This window comes from Okeanomitos corallinicola TIOX110 (assembly GCF_038050375.1).
GTDB classification, from domain to species: Bacteria; Cyanobacteriota; Cyanobacteriia; order Cyanobacteriales; family Nostocaceae; genus Okeanomitos; species Okeanomitos corallinicola.
Map to the genome: position 1 here is coordinate 85,817 of NZ_CP150887.1, position 23,800 is coordinate 109,616.

A 23,800-nucleotide genomic window follows, 5' to 3' on the forward strand; every position below is an offset into this window, starting at 1 on the left:
ACCTACCTTCTTCGCAATTTGCGATATAGCCTTGTAGTTTCAGCGTCAAGTTGTTCACATAGTTCATCAAGATGATCAATAAATTTGTCTGTAAGAGGTTCATTACCAACTAGACTCTGCTGAACTTCTTCTAGATCATTTTTATACCAAGATATATCTCCTTTATGTTGTTCCTGTAGACGCTTGATAAAAAAAGGTGGTACTTTAGGAAGATTTTGTTCGCCTTCTCCTACCCCATTGCTATCACCTAGTTGTGTAACTATTTGTCCTAAGATATTAGACAGATAATTTCGTGCGCTAATAATTTCTTGAGAGGTTATATTTTCTCCACTTTTTAGCTTAAAATGGTGCTTTTTTAGCAGAATAATATAATCATTAAGATTTTTGAACAAATTAGCGGTACTTTTGTATTCTTGAGAAATTATTCCAATTCCGCTCATAGTCTCTCACCTCGTTTGTTTTATTCATCTTCATCAGTTAAGTACACACCTCTTTCCTCTTCATCAGGCTCATCTTCACTATAAAGAGCAGCTTCATCATCAGACTCACTGGCTATAGGTTCAAGAAAAGTATCTCCTAATTTTATAGTAGCTGGAAATCGAGCAGATTTGTCGGGGGCAGCCCAAGCACCTAGTTGTGATAGGCTAAAGACATCATTTAGTGCTTTTGTTATATCTAAATCTAAATTACTATATGCAATTCTAATATGTAATGGATTCGCTGTCCCTGAAAAATTAAATGGCCACCCAGTTGTACAAACAATACCTTCTGTATTATCAATTACAAAGTAGTCACCCATACTAGGATTTTCTATGGCATTACTTGGCTCGTTGGTTTCCTCGTAGTACAACCGTAAACGCGATGAACTAGTTTTGTGAATTTCTATTACTCCCACCTGAACATCTTCTGCTAAAAAGCCTTCTCTTTGCAAAGTGTTAATTGCCTTGAGAAATCCATCATATTCTTCGATATAACTTCGCCCATCTCGATGAATAATAATGGACTTTGGGTGCAAAGCTAACGAGTTAATATCTTTTTGTAAATCTTTCTTTAGTATGCTCAGAATTTGTCTTTCGGTAAGTTTTTCTCCCTGAACAGATGGATATGGTCGAAAATAGCAGTCTTTCCCTCCATTGTATAGATAAGTAAATCCTGCAAAATTATTGAGTACATCAATTCCTATATATACTTCATAATGGAGAGGATTTTTAAGAGCAAAAGGCCATTGACGATTAACCAACAACATTCCTAATGCTGTAAACCGTATATAAGAGTAATATCTTTGTTTGTATTTTTGATTTTCATTTATTTGATATTCATGATTTTTTGGTGTAAAGAATTTTTTTACATTACCTGCATCCACACATTGAAACTGCAAAGTTTCATACAATTCTCTTTTGATAAAATTATGAAAATCAGAGTGTGCATTTTCCGGTATTATTAATAAGGCACAACCTCTATCAATTTCATTTTTCTCTACTTCTCCTTTAATAACCTCTACTTGCTGGCGCAAGTTCTTGGCTTTTTGGTCATCGTAAATTATTTTTTTAAATTTGTAAGAATGGTGAATAAATTTGCCCATTTGATCCTCAAAATCCTCTTGGAACTTTTGAGCAATAGAGCGATGTAAAGATTGAGGTATAAATATATATTGAATTTGAAGTGAATCTCTAGTTAACAATCCAACTTCTTTATCTTGTAATAATTTTAGCCTAGTTTTTCCATAGTCTTGAATATTTACTCCTGTTTGTTCACCATTTCTATTAATATGTAAAATTTTATGATTTCCAAAAATTAAATCAGGTATTTCAAATTTATCTATACTTTTTTCTAAAGGATCTGCGGGTATTACTAATTTTACATTATTACCACAGTCAATATCCTGAAAGTATTTATCTATCAGTTTCTTGCTTTTATCTAATCTGTCTGTTGGCTTTAAAATAGAATGCGAATGCAATTTTGCAACTTTCTGATCATTAGTCTTATAGGTTTTATAGCACAAATCAGATGCTCCATATCTTTCTATGTTTTTATAAGGATATTGGTAAATAATAGCTATTGAATTTGGGTCTATTTGTGTCGTAATCTTCCAATGAGAAGCATTAGCAAATTTTTTGGTGTAATCATACACATTATAATTTTTATTATCTCTGTCAGAATAAAATATTTGTTCACTAATAGAGTAATCAGTAGAAGCTAACATCTGTATTCGATACCATTGATTACCAAATTTATATAAGAAATGTTGCATTTTATAATGGTTGAAATCTTCACCATGAGTTATACGTTCCCAGAGAGATATTCTATCTACATAACGAATTGTTGTATCTAAGGATATATAAATATTTTTATCTGCTAAATAATGGAGACGATAAACAAATCCTTGTAATACATCTACTTGGCTATGATCTCCTGAATTGATAGGTTCTCGAAAATAAAATGAGCCATAGCTATCATTCCAAAGTTCTGGCACTTTCATTAAAGCGGAGCGGATATTATAGCTCAAAAGTCTAAGTGCTAACTTGATTTGATGAGGAGCAATATCACTAAAGTTCAGTTCATAGATGTTGGCATCTGGTAAAAGAACTGCTACGTGCGGGATTAAACGCCATTCTTTTTTTATATTCTTTGTAAGCTCAGTAGTGGCAAGGTAGACTTTGTTTCCTTGCCAATATAGACAAACAGGTTTACATAATGAAGATGCAACCATTCCAGCTAATCGATGAAGATTTTCAAGGTAGTTTTTATTTTTCTCTGGAAGTTTAGTGACTTCCAGCAATCTGTACTTACAGGATAGTTCAGATAAATTTTTAATGGCAAATAAATTTAGAAGATGATTAGTCATGAAGTTAGCCTCACACACATTTGTTGAAAATTACAATATTCACAAGATAAAGGACTATTTGCATAATCATAATCTTCTAAGCTATCGAGATTATATTTGCTATCACCAGATAAAGCTTTTATTTGTGAAATGCTTTGATAAATAAAATTATCTATACTATTTATGTTTTCTTGATTAACATAATGTTCTATTATTTTACCTTGTAAAAGATTTGCTTCAATTAATAACAATTCCTCTGGTTTATATTTTCTCCATCTCCAATTATCTAAAACTGCAAGAGCATATAGATTTAATTGCCGAGAATAGTCACTGGTTTTGCTACGGCTTATTTTCCAGTCAATAATGTACAATTTATCTCTACCATAACTCATTATTAAGTCTAATTTAGCTGAGACTGAACAGTTATGAACTTTAAAGTTTATTAAATACTCTTCAAAATACTCATTTCCTTTCTGTAACATTTCAATAAATTGCTTTTCGGAATACAGGTATTGATAACAATGTTTAATTTCTTTATATAAATTATCAATTGATATTTGGGGAATTTCAAGACCATATTCATGGTTTCGTAAAGCCAAATATGAATCACCTGCGGCTGTTTTAGTGATCTTAGGATCTCTATATTTTTTTTGCTGTGAAAACTCAAATTGCTTTTTTGCTAAAGAAACTGTTTGCTCATTGAGTTCATCAAGAGAAATGAGTTGGCGCTGTTTTAAAGATGGAACTAGATATTTTTCAAGAGCTTTGTGAACTAGAGATCCTCGCCATTCATCAAGGCTGCTTAACTGTTTAAATATAAATGCTTCCCGACGAAGAGTATCTTTAGCACTGTGAGATGCCATTCTTTGGCTGAAAAAATACTGTTTTTGACACCTGCGAACGCAATTATGGGTAGATATAGACCACTTCATTTTCCAGGGGGTAAAGTTCTGATTTTATTATTCTCAATTATTTAGGCTGAATTGACAAGACAAAGACAAGCGATCGCTCTCAATATCCTAAATTTTCTTCTAATGTTATACCATGTATACAAAAGGTGTAAAGCACTGATGACACCACCCTAGATCAAGGTAAACCTATAATTCCCGTGTGGTTAGACAAAATTTATCAACGGTTAGCACACCAGCTAAATCTTGCTGAATCAAGCAGAAAAAGTATTTAATCTCAGGACTTCGTGCTAATTTTGGTAAGACAGGAGTGAATTGATGAGCGACTTTAGCAAAGAGACAGACGCACGGATTAATATTGATGACCTTCTCCGCCAAGCAGGATGGAATCCGGCTGATAAATCTCAGGTAATGACTGAGGTTTCGGCTCAAATGGCAGATGGTGGGAGAGGTAGAGCCGATTATGTACTGCTTGATCAAAGGGGTCGTCATTTGGCAGTAATTGAAGCTAAGAAACGGGCTATTGAGCCTTATGTTGCTAAAAATCAAGCACTTCCCTACGCCCAAAACTTGCAAGCACCGTTTATTTTTCTCAGTAATGGTGAACTAATTTATTTCTGGGATTATCAAAATGATGATGCCCGGATTGTTAATTCTTTTTTCTCACGGCGGGATTTAGAGCGATTAGTGGAAATGCGCTCAACTCGTCAACCCCTTGCTACTATTGAAATTCCTGAATATTACACTCGACAAGGAGAAACTCGCTTCGTCCGTCCTTATCAAAAGGAAACTATGCAAGCTATGGATCATGCCGTTGAATTGGGCAAACGGCGATTTTTACTGGAATTGCCCACAGGCACAGGTAAAACAGATTTAATTTGCTTGCAATTAAAACGCCTAATTCAATCTGGATATGCTGAAAAAATCCTGTTTTTAGTAGATAGAGAACAATTAGCAAAACAGGCATTAGAAGCAATTCAAGATGTTTTAAATCAGTATGGTAGCTACTGGCTCAAACCAAGTGTAATCCGGCAAGAGCAGCAAATTACAGTTTGCCTACTCCAAACCATGATTAGCCGTTATCAGGAGTTTACTAGCGGCTATTTTGATGTAGTTGTAGCTGATGAATGTCATCGTTCAATTTATGGGATTTGGCAAACGGCACTGACTCATTTTGATGCTTTCCATATTGGATTAACTGCCACACCAGCAGCCTATATTGAACGCAATACTTTTGATTTTTACAACTGCCGTAATGAGCAGCCAGATTTTAGTTACCCTATTCAAACAGCATTTGAACAAAAGTATCTTGTCCCCTATCGGTTCGCTACTGGCATCACTGAAATTATTGCCGAAGGTGCTGAAGTTGATGATGTCTATTATGATCCAGCAGCCTTTGAACGCAAATGGACAAATGAGGCGAGTAACCGCCTACAGCACTTCCGGCTGTTATGAGGTACAGTAGCAGCAACTAGCAAACCAGTTTCTTAAATGTTGAGGATTTATTAAGTCGAGTGCAACTGAGATTAGCTTATCAACCATTTCTGTTGTGGTTGGAGTAAAGCTACGTAAGAAAGATTTGAGTTGTGACCACCATAATTCAATTGGATTAAAATCAGGAGAGTATGAGGATAAACAAAGAACTGAAGCACCAACAGCTTCAATCATTGACACAATTGAATCTCGTTTATGTGCGGATAAATTATCCATTACTACCACTGCTCCCGACCATAACTGTGGCACTAAAAACTTTTCAACAAATACTTCAAAAGCGTTGCCATCCATTGAATCATTCATTGTCATTAATGCAACTACTTTTTTAATACTAATAGCTCCAATTACTGTAACCTTTGAGCCTCGATAAAAGGGTTTGACAGAGTAAGCTCTTGCTCCTAGTTGTGAGCGGGCATGAGTCCTCGTTAAGCCAAGTAGGATACCAGTTTCGTCCAGAAATACTAAATTTTCTGGCTCTATATTTTTGACCTGATCCCAATAATCTAATCTTAAATTCAGAACTCTTTCTGTTCCTGCTTGGGTACTCCGCGTTGTTTTTTTTTTACGATTTAATCCTAATTTCTGTAATGCAGAACACATTGCACTTCGACCTACCCAATTACCAGTTTTATCTGCAAATAATTCACACAATTCTATCAATGTTGCATCCGAATTTGCTTCAACCAATTCTCTTAAATCTATGTCCGCATTTGTCAGATGACTAAATTGTGGTTTTCCTCGCTTCTTGGGTTGTAAATCTCCATCAATTTTTTGTTGTTTTACCAGCTTTTGTACTAAACTTTTTGACACAGAAAATATATTAGCTACTTTCCTGATTGATATGTTTTTTTGAATATGCGCAGCAACTATTTTTTCTCGAAGATCCACAGAGTATGATTTCATTTAAAAGCATTTGTATTTTAATCTAGTGTACCTCATTACAGCCGGAAGTGCTGTATTATAAACCTAAATTGTTAATTAATTCTTCTATCGCTAAATTCTTTGTATCTTCAGGTAGATAATCAAATACCTTTTTCAAAAGTTCTGGAGACGCATTTTGAGCAAACCAGTCTTCACTAGGATTATCTTGAATATTCAAAAAATACCTTAACCGTTCTTCTATAGCTTCTCTATCTGATTTATCTAATTGTCCAATTCGATTTAACCAATTTTCTGATGAGTCTTTGAAGCAATTAGCATCAACAGTACATATTTGATGAACTAAAGCATAAGAATTTTTATCAAGACCATTTCTACTTGTAGAGTTAATTGGATAGGTGGTTGGTAAACCATTAAATGTTGTTTGTGAAGTTAGAGGAATCACAGAAAAAGTTGCTATATATCCAGATTCATCTTGAAATTGATCACTTGTCCAGATGATATAGGGATGTGTTCCTCTAAAAACCCTACTTGAATTAATATTCTCCTTACAAGTTTGACATTCTACTTCTCCTGGCTCATCTAAATTATAAATATGAACATGACCCAGTTTGCAACGAATAGATACCCTGTAAGGATTAATCCAATAAATCCAACCCTGTCTAGGTTTTTGTCCAGCCACTTTACAATCCTAATTCACTGACTAATTTTTCTTTTTCTGCTTGTAAGTTAAGTTTAACTTTTTCTTCTGAGCGATGAGTATTTTTTACTTCCAGCATTGGAGCAGTGCTATATACATACTCTAGTAACTGATTCAGTTTATCTGCACCAGCCCATTCTCTCCGAATATTATCCAGCACCAACTTAATGCTTAGAGGTATTTGCAAATCATCTACTTGAGCAGTTTCATTGACAGGTCTAATATATGTTGCATTTTCTTGAGATTCTTGAATAATCTCTTTTCCATTCATTTGATTTAAAGCAGTATCTATACCCTCATTCCAAGGACCAAATTGATAATAACACCAATCAAGATCAGTCAGTTGCTTTCCTGTCCACTTAACAGAGTAAAGATCAGCTAAATACAAAAACTTAATAAGCTGTGTTTTAGTAATATACCCTTTTGTCGCGTAGACAAAATATTTTATGAGTTTATCCAACATAACCCTTCTCTCTCCTGTTTTGCATAAGATACTCTAATTAATTTCCTTTGATAAAATACATAATTTTTCTGCTACAGTTAGCTCTGCAATAGACTTTTTATAAGTTTAGATCGCCTAATTATAGTTTGTTTTTATCTAAATTACTGACAATTTTTCAACTAGTTGTCCTGCAAATAGTTCTAATGTACCATAATATCATATTTGATTATGTAATTACAGTTAGCTACACAATTGTTGAGACAAGATCACCCTACACCTTTTTTTGAGTATTGGTAACTACGGGGTCAAATGAGCAGCCATGCAGAAAGCTACGATAAGGACTTGATGACCTGCTGCTAACAGCCTAATTGACAGGGATAAAACTGTACCATTTGAACGCCTCTAGTTTTTGTAGCCTGAAATCCTTATGACTACGTTGTAAAATGTTGTATCAAATAATCTATGTCTGCGACGATACCAATGACTGATAACACCAGCTAGGACGGCGCAAAAGATTAAACGTATTAATGTAATGAATTCGGTTATCTGGTACTACGTTAGCAACAGCATCAGTTAATAAGCCAATGGGGTTATTAAGGTTCCATAATGGATGAGCAATAATCACTGTTTTATCATCCACTGTAAAACCAGGCAGTCCTCCCATATCTTGAGGAGAACAACTACTAAAAGATGCACAAAAAGCATCTCGAAGTGTACTTGCTGTTTGTAGCCAATTTTCTAAGTCTGGAGCGGAAAAGTCGCCGTGCAAGCCGCAACAAAAATTCTTATCAGCTAATGCCCTAAGTAAATTTAGACCCAATCGCCAATCGAGTAACCCGTGATAATTTTGATTTCGATAATTTTGCAAACAATTATAACAAGAAGAATCGCATTCATGACGATGTTTCGCTGACATCATAGCATCAGCAAAAGTATTTCGAGTATTTAGAATTTTTTCTATGAGAATTTCTTGCCAATGTTGAGAAAGCCAGTCTGTAAAACCAGAACCATTGGCTAGGCGATCGCTAATCACAATTTCACCTACTTTTTCACCAGTTATCTCTAGTTCAACCTGCCGTAAACCACTGATATCTAATTCTTCTGGATCGATATCTAATTCCTGAGATGCCACAGCACGAATAATAAAAGCCGCAGAATAAAAAGCTGCTTTAATTGCCGAATCTGCTTTAATTGGATCTAGGCATAATCCATTTGGTACGCTAGTAGGTTGAATACAAAGAACGCCAGTTATTTTTGGTGCAACAATAGCTAATGTTTCCGTTTCACCCGGATCTTTAAACTTTACTCCATCAGGTTTATTCTGAAATCGCTCATTAATCCACTGAAATTCTAACAGTTTATCACCCCGTCCAAAAGAAGCTTTACCCACTGCCCCCTTGAATAATTGTCCGTTATTATCATTAACACGGAAAACACGACCAGACGCAGAAAATGCTTTTGTTGTATTCGTACCAACAACTACGTCAAATTTTTGACGTAGTTGTGATTCAGCCACACTAGCTGCACCTGTAACTAACACCTCATATTCATCCTTAGCATCAGCCCCAGGATTGAGGCTTGTGCGAAAAGCTAAAGGCACAGCCCAAGGGAAAGCTCGAAGTCCTTGCTCAACCGTCGCTTTACATTTTGGACAGATTAATTTTTCAAACTTATTAATAGAGGTTTCTGTATGTTGACAACGCTGACATCTCAACATCCATTTTCGCTGAGAAAGTGGATCATTCTCAGCAGGCACCAAACCATGTTTACTATCTGGCAGTAATGGTGCAGTAAAACCAATAGAAGTGTAAATACATTTATCCTTAGTTTTTTCTGCACCAGGAGCAAATTCTGTAATAGCCAAGTCTAAATCACGGTTTATAGTAGGCAAATTACTGTTTTTCAAGGGATTATTGTGGTACAAATCTCGCACTCTTGAAGGCATCCCATACATGGGTAAAATACCACCTTCAGCTAGAATTTCTGCTAATCCTTTTCCAGCTAATTCTAAATTATTAGCACAATCATTAACTTTATTAAATAAATGCTCGCGTGCATAGATTTCAAAATCATTTGCATTAATATTTTTCACACCAATCAGCAAAGCATTTACTACCTCAGTTACTTCAGATGAAGTCTTTAGCCAAGTGCGAACTTTCTCACGACGAGATTCGTTATGATTCCAGTCCTGAACTTTGCCGAATTCCCCATGACTATCAGGTGGTATTGGACTATCCCACCACCTGACATCAGCAGCAATAAATGCACGTCGTAAACATTCTTTTGCTAAAAGACGCTGAACAATTTCAACTTGCGACATAGAGAGAAAGGGAACAGGTGGCGGATCACCTGTGATTTTTTCAGGATGCTGATAATAAAATTCGTCGTGACTATTACCTCTACAAAGAGTTAGCACAATTGCAAAAGCTTGACCGCGACGACCAGCCCGACCAGCCCGCTGTTGATAGTTAAATCGCATTGGTGGCATATTTGCCATCACTACAGCCATTAGGCTACCAATGTCAATTCCTACCTCCATTGTGGTAGTCACACTCAAGATATCGATAATATCTACAACTGGAATAAAATCTCTTTCTTGTTCGCCTATGTTAACCATAATATTGCGAAAATGTCGCTGTCTTTCGGCTTGATCGTCAGTTTGTCCAGTCAATTCTTCACAATGTAACCGCAAGGGTTGACGTTTATTAACTGTCTCTTTAGCGTAATAATTGCGCTCATATAAATCTGTACAGTTTTTATTAGGTAATGTGGGTAACTCTCCAAGGCAATTAGTACAGATTCCCCCCGCATTGTATAAGTGAGAACGACCACATGATTCACATTGCCACACAGGGTCATTAGCAACTGCTACCCGTACCCATAAATGCAGAGGACTAATTTTTAAATGGTCATGTTTACCATCTTCACAAATAGCTGACCACAATGCTTGAAATAGTTTTTTTTCTGAAAGGTTATTGTGTGTTATACATTTATTAACATATTTTTTTAATCTAGCTTTAGCATCATTCCAGCTATTCCAGTCATCTGGACGATACTTAGGATAACGGTACAAATCACCAATTACACGCAAGCATCCATTGCATATATCTCTAAATACTGCGGCTGAGGTATTACATTGTGTTGCTAATTCCTCTAACCGTTCTTGGGGTAAATTTAGGCAAATATAGCCCAATCCAGCACTTTCAAAATTATAAAATAAACGACTAAAAAAAGCATCAGAAACCTCAAATATTACCTTAGAAACCAGAAGAGTTCGCTTATCTTTAGCTGCATTAGATAAGTCAGACTGCCATTTTAAAGATAGAGATTCAAAGTCAAAAAATCTTGTCCAATGATGCTGATTATCGTCATAGTAATATTTTTGATCATCTCTATCATGTCCAGCAGGATTGATGCCTAATTCCGCTAATCTCTTGATTAACACACCAGGAACTTCATTCTCACCTTCAAACAGAACTTTGAGGGGAATAATACGTGTATTGCCTGTTTCTTGAATTTGATTAATCAAATTTCGAGCTTGATTTTGCCGATTGTTATATAGTTCTAAATCATCTTCATCAAGATTTTCTGGCACAGGTTTATTAGCATTTTTTACGGCTTTTTGAAACTTTTCAATAAAACCAGGATTTTGTTTAGAAAATTCTATTGCTTCAGTGCGGCATGGTTGACCATGTTGTTGAATATCTTGTAGTAGGTATAGTTGACCAATAGCCAATTGTTTAAGTTCATCATATATAGCCCCACGGACAATGTCATAATAATGTGTACGTTCAATACCATTAGATATAGAGGCTGCATTTTCACGACTATCAGAAAATACTACTAATTTGCGTGATTTGGGGTCTTTTGGTAACTGATAAAATATCTCTTTAGAAAGCAGTTGACTTAATCGAGAAAAACCAGTACGAAACCCTCTAATTGAAGATTGTCTCGTCTTTCTCTTGCTGTAATCTGTAGCGCAGCAAGGACAAATAGAGGGTTGCGCTCGGATAAATTCTTGATTTTCAGGTTCTGTATTTCGCAAGTGAAAAACATAACCGTTAACCCACTGTTCACCGGGTATTTCTGGGTTTCCAAGAGTAACGCGACCGCTACAAGTATCTAAAGAAGCTTTATCCCACCAAGCTTTTTCTGTGCCGCTACCCTGTCTTTTTGGTTGATTCCAGTCCTTTGGGACATCTTCATGAATATCTCTTAAAGGCCAAAAGATAGCATATTCGCGGTAAGTTCGGCGCTCCAGCAAACTCCCCGCTTGACGGTCAGGAATGCCTTCAATATTTGGTTCTGTCGGTAGAAGTTCCCAGCCTTCATTATTGTTTAAAACTAGGCGATTTCCACCAAAAAATACAGTCCCACATTGTTCGCAGTAAAGCAATTCCAATACTCGATAATTTTGATGAACTATTGGGGGATTTTCGGCAAATAGTTTACCAACTGGTCTATTTTTCCCGCTTTCATCCCCATGACAGTCGTAGTTAGGCTTTGTGCAAGCCCAAAGCCCATTAATATTTCTAAAAAACCAGTGCAACCTGAAAGAAGGTAAAAACTTATTTTCACATAAACTCCGAGTTATGAGTAGTCCTCTTGCTGCCAAGTTGCGGTTTTCATCTGTTAAATTATCACCAAAAAGTACCTGAGAAAATTTCTTTAAAGATACTGCACGACGATTTTTTTCAGCATCTGTACAAGCATTGATCATTTTAGCAGCAACAGCAGCACTTTCTGATTCCAACATTTGACGGCAGGTTTCATATAGATTTTTTACCTCTGGTGTTCTTGCTAAAGCGATAAACGATTCACTAGGTAAAAAATCTTGATTTCCAACTGCTGTTCTTGCTAAAGCGATAAACGGTTCACTAGGTAAAAAATCTTGACTTTCAACTGCCATAACTTGCTGAAGATGTCCAGGGATAATCTGCTCAGAATGCCATTCTTTACCAAAGAACTGAGACAGAAATTCTCGGCTTTGTGGATCATTTGGTTCCAGAGATGCGCTAGAAGCAAGAATTCTTAGTTGAGGATGACCAGGATAAAGTCCCAATCTTTCAAGCAATAGTCGAATTAAGTATGCAACTTCTGTACCAGCCGTACCACGATAAAGGTGCAATTCATCAACAATTAAGTGAAAAATACTGCCATCTTTCTTTAACCATTCCCGTGTTTTCTCAAAAATATTTTTATCTATATCCCGCATCAGCATAATACTGAGCATAGAATAATTAGTAATTAAAATATCTGGTGGGGCATCTTGCATATCCCAACGACACCGCATTTCTGACCCATCTAAACGAGGGAAAAAGAATCTCACATCTTCTTCGTCAGGTTTAACAATATGCTGACTAGCTGCATCAGCAGCTTCCTGCATATTCCTCATTTGTTTGACAAGTTCTTCTATTTTTTTCCCATTAGGTTTCCCATTCTGTTTATACTCTTGTCCTGGTACTGGTGTCACACCGTTATATCTACCAAAATAGATTCGATTACCATTCCTACGACTTTTAAACCAATCTCGTGCCTGTTCAGAATCTAAAGCGCGACGCAGTCTGGTAAGCTGGTCTTCAACTAGTGCATTCATCGGATATAAAATTAGCGCCCTCACAGCAGGATCTCTGGTTTCATGGTTTCTTTGAGGTACGCGATAAGAACGCTTAAAACTGCGTCTTTTCTCTACCATTGGGTTACATTTATTTTGCCAGTCCTTATTTTTCCACCAATCATTAAGGTAATTTGGCTCAGTTAACGGTGCTTTCCAAGTTTGCGATTCTTGGGCTAGGTAAGCAAAAAGTGGCAACAAAAAAGATTCAGTTTTACCTGAACCTGTGCCAGCGGTTACTACTACATTTTCACCTAATAATGCCTGACGAAGCATTGCAACTTGGTGGCTATATAATGGATAATCACCAACAAGTCCACAAGCGGCTAAACTTTTGAAATCTGCAAGAGAAGCTTCATTAAAACCAGGAACATCTGAAACCTCTAGATTATTGATTGTCTTGCCAGATAATTGATAACTGGGCAATGGCTCAATCCAAGGTTCTTGGTAAAATACCCCAGGGTTTAGCAGATGTCTTTCCCGTTCCTTCTCAATTTCTGGAAACTGGGTACTGAAAGCAGTCTTAATGTAGAGAATTAAGTTATCGCGGATTTTATCAAAAGCACCAATTGGATCAATCATCGTTTACCTCAAAATTTGATATCTAAAGATTTAATTAACATGGTTTGCTCTAACTTAACCGCAGTCATTTCTGCTATTTGAGGGGGAACATCTCGAAATAGATTGAACCCTGTAACATTCAAATTAGTAACTACTACCTTCTCTTTTGAGATAGAGGAGTTGATGGCACGTTGTTGTAATGGTAACTCTTCTATAAACATAGGTGCATATCCTGAGCATAAAGTTAAAGCTCTTTCTAGGAGTTGTGGCAGTTTAGCACCAACTGGAACTGCCATAATAAATCGATGTTTGTCATAAATAAGAACTTGAATCTTAGCAGCTTTAATAACAGCATATCGTCCCCAGTCACGTTCAACTTGAGTACATCTTTCTTCTTGCCAAAGATAATATATCTTGGTATTCTGATGGGGGCGTTTATATTGGCTGAGGCGGAGATCCGGCTTCCTCTTTCCCGAATTATCTTCGATTGATGAGGGAGAGAAGATAAAGCGTAAAATATTTTCATCAAATGTTTTACTTTTCCAGTTTAGTTCTGGCTCATTAGACCATTGACAATTAATTAAATAATCTTCAAGGGAGGCAGAAAAATGTAAAAGTGACCAAGAAGATGGTATTTCTATAAAATCTATGGCTAATTGAGCGGCAATTTCCTGTAATTCTGATACATCCTCAGTTTGTACTACTATCCGCTTAGGTACTAATATTAATTCACTACTTTGTTCGGTCACATCAATATTTATGTGTTGTCCAACAGATTGACAAGCATTCCTTAATTTATCTATAGTATTCGGTGTTCTAACTCCTGCTAAAATAGCTTGGGGAAACCCACCACTAGGTAATCTTATTAATACAGGGGGTGCGATATACACTCTTCTATTATTATCAGTGAAATCAAATTCACAGTGACCGAGTGAATTGAGGACACGAACGGTTGATAATATTTTGTTTTTTATATCATCTCCCTGATCACTGTTAGGAGTCCTGCTAAGACTATGAAGATAATTAAATGTCTGTTTAAACGATAACCAAGACATTTCCTTCTTCGCAGAAATTACATAGATTAATTCATCGCTATTCCTATACACGTTTTGCCTCTTTTTGGAATTCTACCCATAATTTTTTCAGGCGAATATCGCCGAGAGGAGGCAAAGTTCGCTTGTGGTTATCTAACAAGATTTTTTTCCATGAATCCAGTTTTTTTCTATCCTTACAAGGTGATAGTTTCGAGAGTTTAGGGTCACATTCTTTTAAACTTGTGCCACAAAACATAGCTCTATCAAAAAGACTTCCTTTAGCAATAGCCCAAACTGGATACCAATCAATAGGTATTGATTCTTCTGGATAAATTGCAACTTCTCCTGGTTCTTTCCCTACAAAAACAATCCGCTGCTTGCCTTGAATTGGTAGGAGAGTATTGAAGTTAAAAACAGGACAATCAACTCCCCTTACTAATGCGCCCATCACTTTTGGAGACTGTTCATCTTTAGTAGTTGTAACTAAACCAAAACTGTCAATGTATGGCGTTTTGATGCTTGTAACTAAAGGAAAATCCTCTACTAATAATAAAGATAAATATTTAATAACATTCTCCCCATTACGGGCTTCAATTTTAATATTTGTATCTGCTGGAATATCTGGAGGTAGTTCATAAATCCCTTGTCCAGAGCTATCTTCTAAAAGTCTGCCATTGCAATATAATTTTGCTATTCCATCACTGCATTGTAAAACTAATTTTGGTGGTGCGAACCTAAAGAACCAATTTCCTTTACCAAGGCGTAAACCACCTTCTAAATCAAGTCTGATACTAGTAGAAAATGATAATATAGGATATTCGTTTTTTACTATTTCATCACTATGGGCAGCAGTCACTTTAAATAAGTGCCATCCAGTTGGTAGTCCCTTAACAATATGCAACTTCTCAAAACCTTCACAACTGGATGTTCCCCATTTTTCTAGCAAAGTACAGCACTCTTGATGAACTGCTAAATAAAATGGCGAACCTTTAGGAAGTCGGCCTACTTCTACAATTCCTGGTAATCCTAGACTTCTGCCTTCAACAAATACTCGAATTGGGGAATTTGGAAGCTTAAAACACCATTTATTATCAGTAGATTCCATTCGATAACCGTCACGCCAATCCAGCATGGAAGCATCAAAATTTCTACTGTTTAATATGGGTGAAGACCAACCATTACCATATTCATCACAGGAATAAAAATTGTTATTAAAATTTAAAATCAGACCTTCTTCAGGAAAATCATACTTTGTCGTACAACGTAAGGTAAAGTTAGCACGTTTAGCAGTCAAGTCGAGTTTGCAACACAGTCTTAAGACTCCGTAAATCTGCTTTCTCCCCTCAGATTGTAATTCTGTGCTTCCATCCCAAGTGCATAACTCATCTACAATTCTTTCAATCAGTGCCTGACATAATTCATTACCTTCGTTAGTTTTTTCCAACAATTGCAGCGTTCGTCTTCGCAGATAGCTACGCCCATATCTTACTAACAAAGATGCTATGTGTCTTTCGGAAGGAAGAGAAATTGTTTCTAAACCTGCCTCTGCAAAAATAATGGGTAGTGCCTTCAGTTCCTTTTCAGTTAAAAGTGTTTGGGCGATGGGTATACCAACATGAACCCACCTGCCAGTAATATTGGCTTTGAAAATGCCCAGTTCACTTGATTTATCAACATTTGCCCATTTTTCTAAATCTTTCCAGAGTGTTTGCATCTCATCAAAGTCGGGATATTGTCCGGATGTGGGCTTTTCTCCCAACAATTCCCTTAAGCGGGGATAGTAGGCGTTAGGAGAAAAATCACCTTCAGTACCTGCTGCCAAAACAAATAAAGCTAAATAGCCTATGTAGGGAGGATAACCTTGCCTTTGATGTCGCCACCTCTTATTACTGTCTGAAGCTTTTTTACATATACTATTTATACCAAGTGTATTTTTTACTGTTTGGATAAAATCTTGACAAGTAGACTCTTTGGACGTACCTAATGAATTAATTAAATCCTCTGTGACGTAAAGATAAACATTACGCCCAGCCATTTTGGGGTTGAAAAAATGCTGCGTTATCTTATCATTCCACTCTGAATAATTCGTAGAAGTTGTTATAATTCGATTTAAGCTTTTCATTTATGTATAAGGGCGACTGTCATAGATTACTTACTGATTTGCTATTAGACTTATCCAGAAATTAGATATTAGCCCTTACAGCACAAGGATTTAATCCTCTTTTGTGGACACGTTTATTGATGTTTTCCTTATTTGAAAAATTTTACACTTTGTTTAAGTATTTTGAACATAGTGAAAATGCTGTTGTTACGATTATAAATCGTACTTATATGAAATTGTTAAGATTTTCAACCATCTCATCAACTTCATATAAGGCATCACCGTACCAAACCGGGAAAAGTACGATTCAGCTAGATAAAAGCAGGCTATTCTCACCATTTCCTCTGAGTAAACGATTAATTAACTCAACACCAACAGGCACTGCTAGATGCGATCGCTACGCTCTCTATTCCTTCGGTCCCGTCAGGGATACGCCGAAGGCATCGCAATCGACTCGGTACTCGGTGGTACTTCAAATTTTCCAATTTGGGATCTGTAACTGTATACTTTGCATTCTAGTAAGGATGAGGGAGATGCCCCTAAAAGCTTAACAGCATAAAAACCCTCTTGAGAGTCAAAACTGTTGACGTGTCTACTATCGTCCATAGATCGGAATAACCCTATTTACCGATCTAGGAGTCGCTCTATCCGTCAGTTTTCACCATGTCACTGGTGCTACTTATGTCTAGGGTGGTATGACTCTCTGCTGCTACTGGGGTGAGCATGGACAAGGAGGCGATCGCTCCGCGAACTTGTGACGTTTCTACCTCAAGGTAGTTTTGCAATTGCTCCAAATTACGATGACCGGAAATTTCTTGAATTACCCGCAGGGGGATACCAGCGTTGCTCATCAATGTTAGAGCAGTGCGGCGGAAGCTGTGGGTACTTGCTCCTTCGATATCAACTTGCTGACAACCTTCTCTAAAGATAATACTGGCTGAGTCCGAGTGCAGATGTCCCCGTCCCCAGCGACCGGGAAACAGAAACCCGTCACTGGTAGTTGGAGGATTATACTGTTCTAGGAAGTGCCTTAAGTCATCTAGAACGGGAATAGTGCGGGTAGCTAGTTTCCCCTTGGTGTTACCTTTGCGGAGGATGAGTTCTGGGCGAATTCTGCCTTTTTTGTCGTAGACATCGGCTATTTTTAGGGTGACAGCTTCGTTAACACGGCAACCTGTGTAGAGCATGACAGCACAAAGGGTGCGATCTCTAGCAGTGGTTAATCCTTCTGTAAATAATCGCTGAATTTCTTGTTGGGTAAGAACTTTGGCTTTGCCGTGGCGGTCAATTTTCACATTTGTGTCTACCCCCGATGGTTGATCATCGTAGCACTTTTTATTCCCCTACTGCCTCACTGGATAATACAAGCCATCTTGAAATTTCCACCCTAAACTACTGGGGTCACGATTCCTGGACCAGCTAATAAATTCTTTTTCGCTCTTGGTTTCCCATTCATTCATTAAACTCTGTTGTGTCACCCCTAACCGCATGGCTAAGTTCTCCGGTGCAAATTCTTTGATTTCTACTGCTTGCTGATATTGGTATGGATACGCTGAACGCCGGGGTCTAGAGTTACCACCACTGTATCTGCCAGAAGCAAGCGATCGCTCTATTTTCTCCAAGTGCCTAGCTAAAGTTTCTAATTTACTGGCCAGCAGTTCATCTTGTTGAGAAAGGTGAGTAGAGAGTGATTCTAGCTTCTTCTCCACTTCCTGTAACTCGGTAACTGGTAATTCCACACTGCTATCAAACTGCGCTATCACTTCCTGAAGTCCTTGCAGTAACGCCGTTGTGTGTCCTTTGCGGTGGATTTTTGATAGTTGCCGTACTACAGAAATTAGTACAGTAGGCACGCGGATCATCTCGCTGGGCGGGGTTTTATTGATAGTCATGATATCTGTGCTTGATATCGAATATTGTAACGGAAATGGTAAATTTCTTTGCTTGTATTTTTGTCTGCGACAAGGTAAGTTAGAACCCTGATTATTCCGTTGAAATTTTTTCAATTAGTCTGCGAACCGACATTTTGCCAACGTAAATTTTTCTGCTGTACTAAGTTGAAGCTGTTGTGCATTTAATTTGTATAAACCTAGCGGAAAGATGCCCGCTCTCGACATGAGAATTATAAAAGCTGCTTAACAGCTGATGCTAAGACAGCAGGGGGAGCAGGGGGAGCAGGGGATGCAGGGGATGCAGGGGATGCAGGGGGGGATTAGTGATTTCGCAACCAAGGTGATGGATTATTAATCATATTCACCAAACCTGATAAAACTTGGTTGTAGCTTGAATAAATTTCTCGTCCTACTTCTACATTCATGTAGTTGCATTTGACAGCAAATTCAATCCAAGTCTGTGTTTCGGCGGCTTCAGCTAACTCCTTCGGAGACGCTACGCGAACACAGTCATTTAGTTTAGCAATGAAAGCTGCTTCATAACGCCTTTTTCTCCATGCTTCAGCTAAATTGGCACAAACAGAACGTGAGGATCTACGAATTTGATCAGTTAACGAATATCTCTCCTCTACAGGGAACTTCTTTGATAGCTCAAAAATTTTCATTGCTGCTTCAAAGGCAATTTTGTAAATTCCCAAATCTTTATGATCTTTGATTGCTTCTTTATTCATTGTTTTACCTCCCCTGCCTCCCCTGCCTCCCCTGCCTCCCCTGCTCTCTTCACCATCATCTCACTTTTTTGCGTTACTTCCCACGCCAGGTTGGGGAAACTGGCTGGGCGGTCAGGTGGTGCAGATCAATGCTAAAGTAATTATCGAAAAGACTCATTTTCGATAATTATATGCAGCCACCCCAAGAGTCAAATTCACTCGCTAAGGTAAACCCCTTTGCCATTACCGCTGAACGCGATTTGTTGGCAGAATTGTTGGTGGGCAAGCGTAATAAAAATACCCGTCATGAATACGCTAAAGATTTAAATAAATTTTTCCTGTCTGTGTGCGGTCAACAACCAACACCTCTTTTGGTGGGGCAGTTTCTACAAATGGATAGGTACTCGGCTGTGACTTTGGTTTTGCGGTACAAGGCAGAGTTGGTTGATTTGGGTTTGAAGGAAGCTACTGTTAACCGCCGCTTGGCTGCAATTAAGGCGTTAGTTAACTATGCTTATAAGGTGGGTAAGTGTGAGTGGACGTTAGCTGATATCAAGAGCGAGAAAATTCAACCTTACCGAGATACTTCGGGTATTACTCCTGAAGCTTTTAGAAAAATGCTGTCGATACCAGACCGGGAAACTATTAAAGGTAAACGGGATTATGCACTGCTGCGGTTATTGTGGGCTAATGCTCTGCGACGGGAGGAAGTTTCTCACTGTAATATTGAGGATTTGGATCTGGAATTACGGACTTTGAGTATTTTGGGTAAGGGTAAGGGGACGCAAAAGGAAAATGTTGATTTGCATCCCAAAACTTGCGATGCTTTACAAGATTGGTTGTGGACAAGGAATGAATTAGATATCAAGCAACCATTGTTTATTTCTCTGCGGCCTCACTACGGACATCGGCTGACGGGGGATGGTATTCGCAAGATTGTGGTGAAGATTGCTAGTGTGGCGGGGATTTCTAAAGTTGTTAGTCCCCATAAAATTAGACATTCATCGGTGACGGCGGCTTTGGATGCTAGTGGTGGAGATGTCAGGAGTGTGCAGAAGTTGAGCCGTCATGCCAATCTGAATACTTTGATGATTTATGATGATAACAGAACTAAAGCCCAGGGGAAAATTACTGCTTTGTTGGAAGATTTGGTTTGAATTATATTTAAGTAGTCGTGCAAAATAAATTTTATATTTGGGAGAGGGAACAGCTAAGGAATACAGACGTTTTTGTTTTCACTCAATATGTTAAATTAATTTTGCTTGGGTACTTATTAGACCTCTCCGGAAATTAGGTTTTCGGGAGCATCCCAAATGTGTAAGTTTATTTTTGCGAGGTAAAGACGCGAAATGAATGAACCAAGTTCACCGTTCAGCGAAGCTGTTCTCGTATCCCTTACGGGACCATAGGGATAGAGTAGGTGTTCCCGCAGGGTAGGAGCGAAGGACACGTTCACCGGAGGTGTTCCCGCAGGGTAGGTAAGAAGGAAGAAGAGAGTTTCTGGTGTTGCTGCGGTTATTTTTGCAAAATTGGGATGCTCCCAGGTTTTCAGCTAGACAGGTTAAAAGTTTCAGATTCTTTTTCGGAGATGTCTATTGGGGACATTTACAGCAGATTTGGTTTGACATACTCCCCGCCCTACAAGGGCAGGGATTCTGGGATCAAACAGCAATTGCTGGCTGTTGCCAGTCTCACATCACCTAACCCAATGGTTGATGCCCCAACCATGTAAACAAGGTACAAAATCAAAAGTGAAACCTAGACATCAAGCCAGTTTTACTCCTGACTCCTGATATCAAATCCGGTAGCATCGGAATGATATGTTTTCCCCAAAGCTATTGATATTGCAACGGGAGATATTCAATAAATAATACCGATGCACCCGGAAACGATATGACTCCTAAATTCTAAATTTCATAATTACCTACAATTCCTTCACCTATTTCTCTAATCCTATCTACCAACTTTTGCGGTGTTACCACCTTCACACTTCCACCAAAACCAACAATCCATCTCAACAAATCAAAATCATTTAAAGTCCACTGGGGAAAAGTAGCTTGAAAACGATGGGGAAAATGAATATCATCAGTCCTATCCAAACAAAATAGCGACTTGGGTAAATTACTCGTTGTCTTCTGAATTGGTGGCGACATTTTCATCTGTGCAAACCGTTTTGTTCCCTCAGTAATAAAGGGATAAATCTGGTCATTAAACCACAGTTCCATCACCACACAAACTTGCATTCGTTTTTTTGGATCTGTACTGAGAAACATTTTTTGATCAGCATAGCTAATTCCTAAGTGCATTCCCGCACCAGCTTGAAATAATTGCTGTAACTTTTGTAGTGACTTTTCTTGTAATTCTGGGTTGCGTTGTTGGCTTTGTGGCCTACCTAAAAATAGTCTATCCAGACGTTCAAACCGCAATAAACCAGATGTTTCACCACTCACACATTCATAACCCAAATACCAAGCAAAGTTAGAAAATACTATCTGTAATGGATAGGCTAAGAAAAAGTCTTTTTCATCTCCTGTGTATCTCCCTACACCTGTAAACTTTTGTAACTCTAAAAGTCTGCCTTCTAAAATAGCTGTTTCTAGCTGAGTGAGATTATTAGTTAAAGCACTACTATGGAGATATTTGGGGTCTACAATAGAAGTATTAGCGATCGCCCTCACCGGATAAATTTTTTCGGTATTTTCAATTGTATGTGTTTGTAACAATCGTTCTCTAAACATTTCATAAATTGCTAAAGCCTGGGGATCATTTAAACTTTTAGCCTGGGATTGAATCATATCAAACACTTTGATTAATTCTGGTTTAGAAAGAATGCCAGTACCAGCAAAATAACCATTACGCATAGGAAAATCAGATAAAATTTGATAGGGTTTCAAAACTTTTTCGATATCTTTACGAATTGTAGCTTTCTCACTATTCGGGTTGTAAATTACCCCAACTTGTGCTAAAGATTTAGTCAGAGTTTCCAAACTACCACCACCTGCGTTAGCTAAAAAAGGATAGTGGATAATAAAGCGAATCGTGCCAATTAACCGCTCAAAAACTTGTTTATCTGAATAAGAGTGGAATCCAGTTAAAGATATCAATTCATGTCCAGTTGCATACTCATCATATCTGTTGAGGCTGGTAATTGGTGATTGGTGATTGGTAATTGGAAAAAGACTAACCAATGATTTATGTGATAAGTGATTGTCTGGATTTGATATCAATTCATCATTTTTAAATTCTTGAGTATTTTGATTAATTATAGGGAAAGTTGCATTGATAATTCCTTGAGTTTCCAGCCATTCTAAATCAGCCGCTATGGCATCTTTATTTGCATAAACCCCACCCCGCAGTTTAGCCATAATAGCAGTAATTTCTGCTAGGGAATTAGTCACATTAGGAAGATAACCCAGGATATTTTCTAATAACTTCGGGTTGTTGATATGAAATTCACCAATTCCAGGATAATTAATAATTAAAAATATCAAATACATCAACCGCTCAAAATCCAGTAAATTACTGTAAGGATGGGGTGTGATATTTGCACGACGATTTTGGGAACTGACAATTTTACGGGGAATATCCGTAATCAATTTAGCAATTTTATCTCCGGTAAATTTAGGTGCAGTCACATCAATTTTATGGATAGCGGCGAATCCTTCCCCAGTTATAGGCGGGAAATTCTGCACTATTTTATACATACTCTCAATAATAGGAGTAGGAACTTGGCGTTGGCGTTGTTGATTCCACTGAATGCAAGTTGATAAAGGAGTTTGTAAGTACCAACCAATCCAATTAGGTTGGGTTAATTTCCATTCTGCTAATTGAGTGTTGACTTTGAGTAAAAAGTCCATGCGAAAGGAACGTTTACAATTAGTAGCGTCGTAAATAACACTTTTTTGTAGACTAATAGCAGTACAAATACGGTTAATGGCGGTGGTTTCGATTTTGTGCCATTCTCCTTGAATTGCTGCATCACTGTACAATTCTTGGCGGATGTCGTCAGTGGATATTATTTGGCAATTTTCTGTGCTGGATAGGAGTTTTGCAAAGGTTGATTTACCGCTTCCTGGTGTGCCGATGAGAAAATGAGCGATGATTGTTTTGGAGTCGGTTTTAGCTGCCTGTTGAGTTTTGCGTCGGGATGTTGACATATTCAGGTATAATTTTATGGTGGTTTTACTAATTTATTTAAGGATGCAAATCGAGTTAAATGTTTAAGGTATGTAAGTAGACTTGGAAAAACCAAGATATGTTACAAAATATAAAATTACTGAAAGCCTCTTGCCTTGCCATAACGATAAATTTTAACGTCTACCTACTTATGTGTTTAATCTTAGTTGGGTATAGATGATAATTTTACTTTGCTGGTGCGAATGACTAATTGAAGATATTTTGTCAATCTAAGTTTCTATCAAAGTCTTTCTGTATTTAGGTTTGAGGTTATTTGAGGAGGTTTTTGTATCATGACTTTCGACACCAGTCAGAGAATCCCCAAAACCCCTATTCTTTCGTTGAGTGGTGTCGATTGCTTACTGTGTAAGGGTTTGAGGTATGTGTATGTTTCGGTTTTTCGCTAAATGTGTTACTATTTTACGAGTGGTGTCGATTTGTAGTCCAAAACCCTTACTGGGTAAG

15 protein-coding genes are annotated in these 23,800 nt (G+C 37.6%); 2 read left to right on the forward strand and 13 right to left on the reverse strand.

The annotated features are described in order from the left end of the window. Positions 1–2 precede the first annotated feature (2 nt). From WJM97_RS23255 to WJM97_RS23265, 3 genes are read right to left on the reverse strand one after another with little or no spacing between them, the layout of a single operon-like run. A complete protein-coding gene (locus WJM97_RS23255) occupies positions 3–440 on the reverse strand; it encodes a hypothetical protein (protein WP_353933388.1) in 438 nt (145 codons plus the stop codon). A 20-nt stretch (positions 441–460) separates the two neighbouring features. After that, the gene (locus WJM97_RS23260) at positions 461–2,845 is read right to left on the reverse strand and encodes a hypothetical protein (protein ID WP_353933389.1); all 2,385 of its coding nucleotides are present in this window, start codon (positions 2,843–2,845) and stop codon (positions 461–463) included. Then, positions 2,842–3,756: a PD-(D/E)XK nuclease family protein gene (locus WJM97_RS23265; protein ID WP_353933390.1), complete on the reverse strand. Its 915-nt coding sequence runs from the start codon at positions 3,754–3,756 to the stop codon at positions 2,842–2,844. Before WJM97_RS23265 ends, WJM97_RS23260 begins: the two co-directional genes overlap by 4 nt. 294 nt (positions 3,757–4,050) lie before the next feature. Here WJM97_RS23265 and WJM97_RS23270 point away from each other — a divergent pair, with 294 nt between their 5' ends. Next, a complete protein-coding gene (locus WJM97_RS23270) occupies positions 4,051–5,187 on the forward strand; it encodes a DEAD/DEAH box helicase family protein (RefSeq protein WP_353933258.1) in 1,137 nt (378 codons plus the stop codon). Here WJM97_RS23270 and WJM97_RS23275 read toward each other — a convergent pair. The 9 genes from WJM97_RS23275 to WJM97_RS23315 all read right to left on the reverse strand — a co-directional run bounded on the left by WJM97_RS23275 (position 5,182) and on the right by WJM97_RS23315 (position 19,180). After that, entirely contained in the window at positions 5,182–6,129 is a 948-nt protein-coding gene (locus WJM97_RS23275) for an IS630 family transposase (RefSeq protein ID WP_353929831.1), read from the reverse strand. The two genes, WJM97_RS23270 and WJM97_RS23275, sit on opposite strands and share 6 nt — an antisense overlap. Positions 6,130–6,184: 55 nt before the next feature. Beyond that, positions 6,185–6,787, reverse strand: coding sequence for a type II toxin-antitoxin system PemK/MazF family toxin (locus WJM97_RS23280; protein WP_353933259.1), 603 nt, complete (start codon positions 6,785–6,787; stop codon positions 6,185–6,187). A 1-nt stretch (position 6,788) separates the two neighbouring features. Then, positions 6,789–7,268: a type II toxin-antitoxin system antitoxin SocA domain-containing protein gene (locus tag WJM97_RS23285; protein WP_168645796.1), complete on the reverse strand. Its 480-nt coding sequence runs from the start codon at positions 7,266–7,268 to the stop codon at positions 6,789–6,791. A 439-nt stretch (positions 7,269–7,707) separates the two neighbouring features. Next, positions 7,708–13,443 (reverse strand): DEAD/DEAH box helicase, encoded by a 5,736-nt coding sequence (locus WJM97_RS23290; RefSeq protein ID WP_353933260.1) that lies wholly within the window; start codon positions 13,441–13,443, stop codon positions 7,708–7,710. Between the two features lie 8 nt (positions 13,444–13,451). After that, the gene (locus WJM97_RS23295) at positions 13,452–14,312 is read right to left on the reverse strand and encodes a hypothetical protein (RefSeq protein WP_353933261.1); all 861 of its coding nucleotides are present in this window, start codon (positions 14,310–14,312) and stop codon (positions 13,452–13,454) included. Positions 14,313–14,520: 208 nt separating this feature from the next. Beyond that, the gene (locus WJM97_RS23300) at positions 14,521–16,491 is read right to left on the reverse strand and encodes a hypothetical protein (protein WP_353933262.1); all 1,971 of its coding nucleotides are present in this window, start codon (positions 16,489–16,491) and stop codon (positions 14,521–14,523) included. A 710-nt stretch (positions 16,492–17,201) separates the two neighbouring features. Further along, positions 17,202–17,852 (reverse strand): site-specific integrase, encoded by a 651-nt coding sequence (locus WJM97_RS23305; RefSeq protein WP_353933263.1) that lies wholly within the window; start codon positions 17,850–17,852, stop codon positions 17,202–17,204. A gap of 48 nt (positions 17,853–17,900) precedes the next feature. Then, positions 17,901–18,449, reverse strand: coding sequence for a hypothetical protein (locus WJM97_RS23310; protein WP_353933264.1), 549 nt, complete (start codon positions 18,447–18,449; stop codon positions 17,901–17,903). Between the two features lie 320 nt (positions 18,450–18,769). Next, positions 18,770–19,180 carry a four helix bundle protein gene (locus tag WJM97_RS23315; protein WP_353933265.1) on the reverse strand — a complete coding sequence of 137 codons (411 nt, stop codon included), beginning with the start codon at positions 19,178–19,180 and terminating at the stop codon, positions 18,770–18,772. Positions 19,181–19,350: 170 nt separating this feature from the next. Between WJM97_RS23315 and WJM97_RS23320 the strand changes: the two genes are divergently transcribed. Further along, positions 19,351–20,316, forward strand: a complete 966-nt coding sequence (locus WJM97_RS23320) for a tyrosine-type recombinase/integrase (protein WP_353933266.1) — start codon at positions 19,351–19,353, stop codon at positions 20,314–20,316. Positions 20,317–21,066: 750 nt separating this feature from the next. On the opposite strand, the gene WJM97_RS23325 is transcribed toward WJM97_RS23320, so the two are convergent. Beyond that, positions 21,067–23,316, reverse strand: coding sequence for a WYL domain-containing protein (locus WJM97_RS23325; RefSeq protein WP_353933267.1), 2,250 nt, complete (start codon positions 23,314–23,316; stop codon positions 21,067–21,069). Positions 23,317–23,800 lie beyond the last annotated feature (484 nt).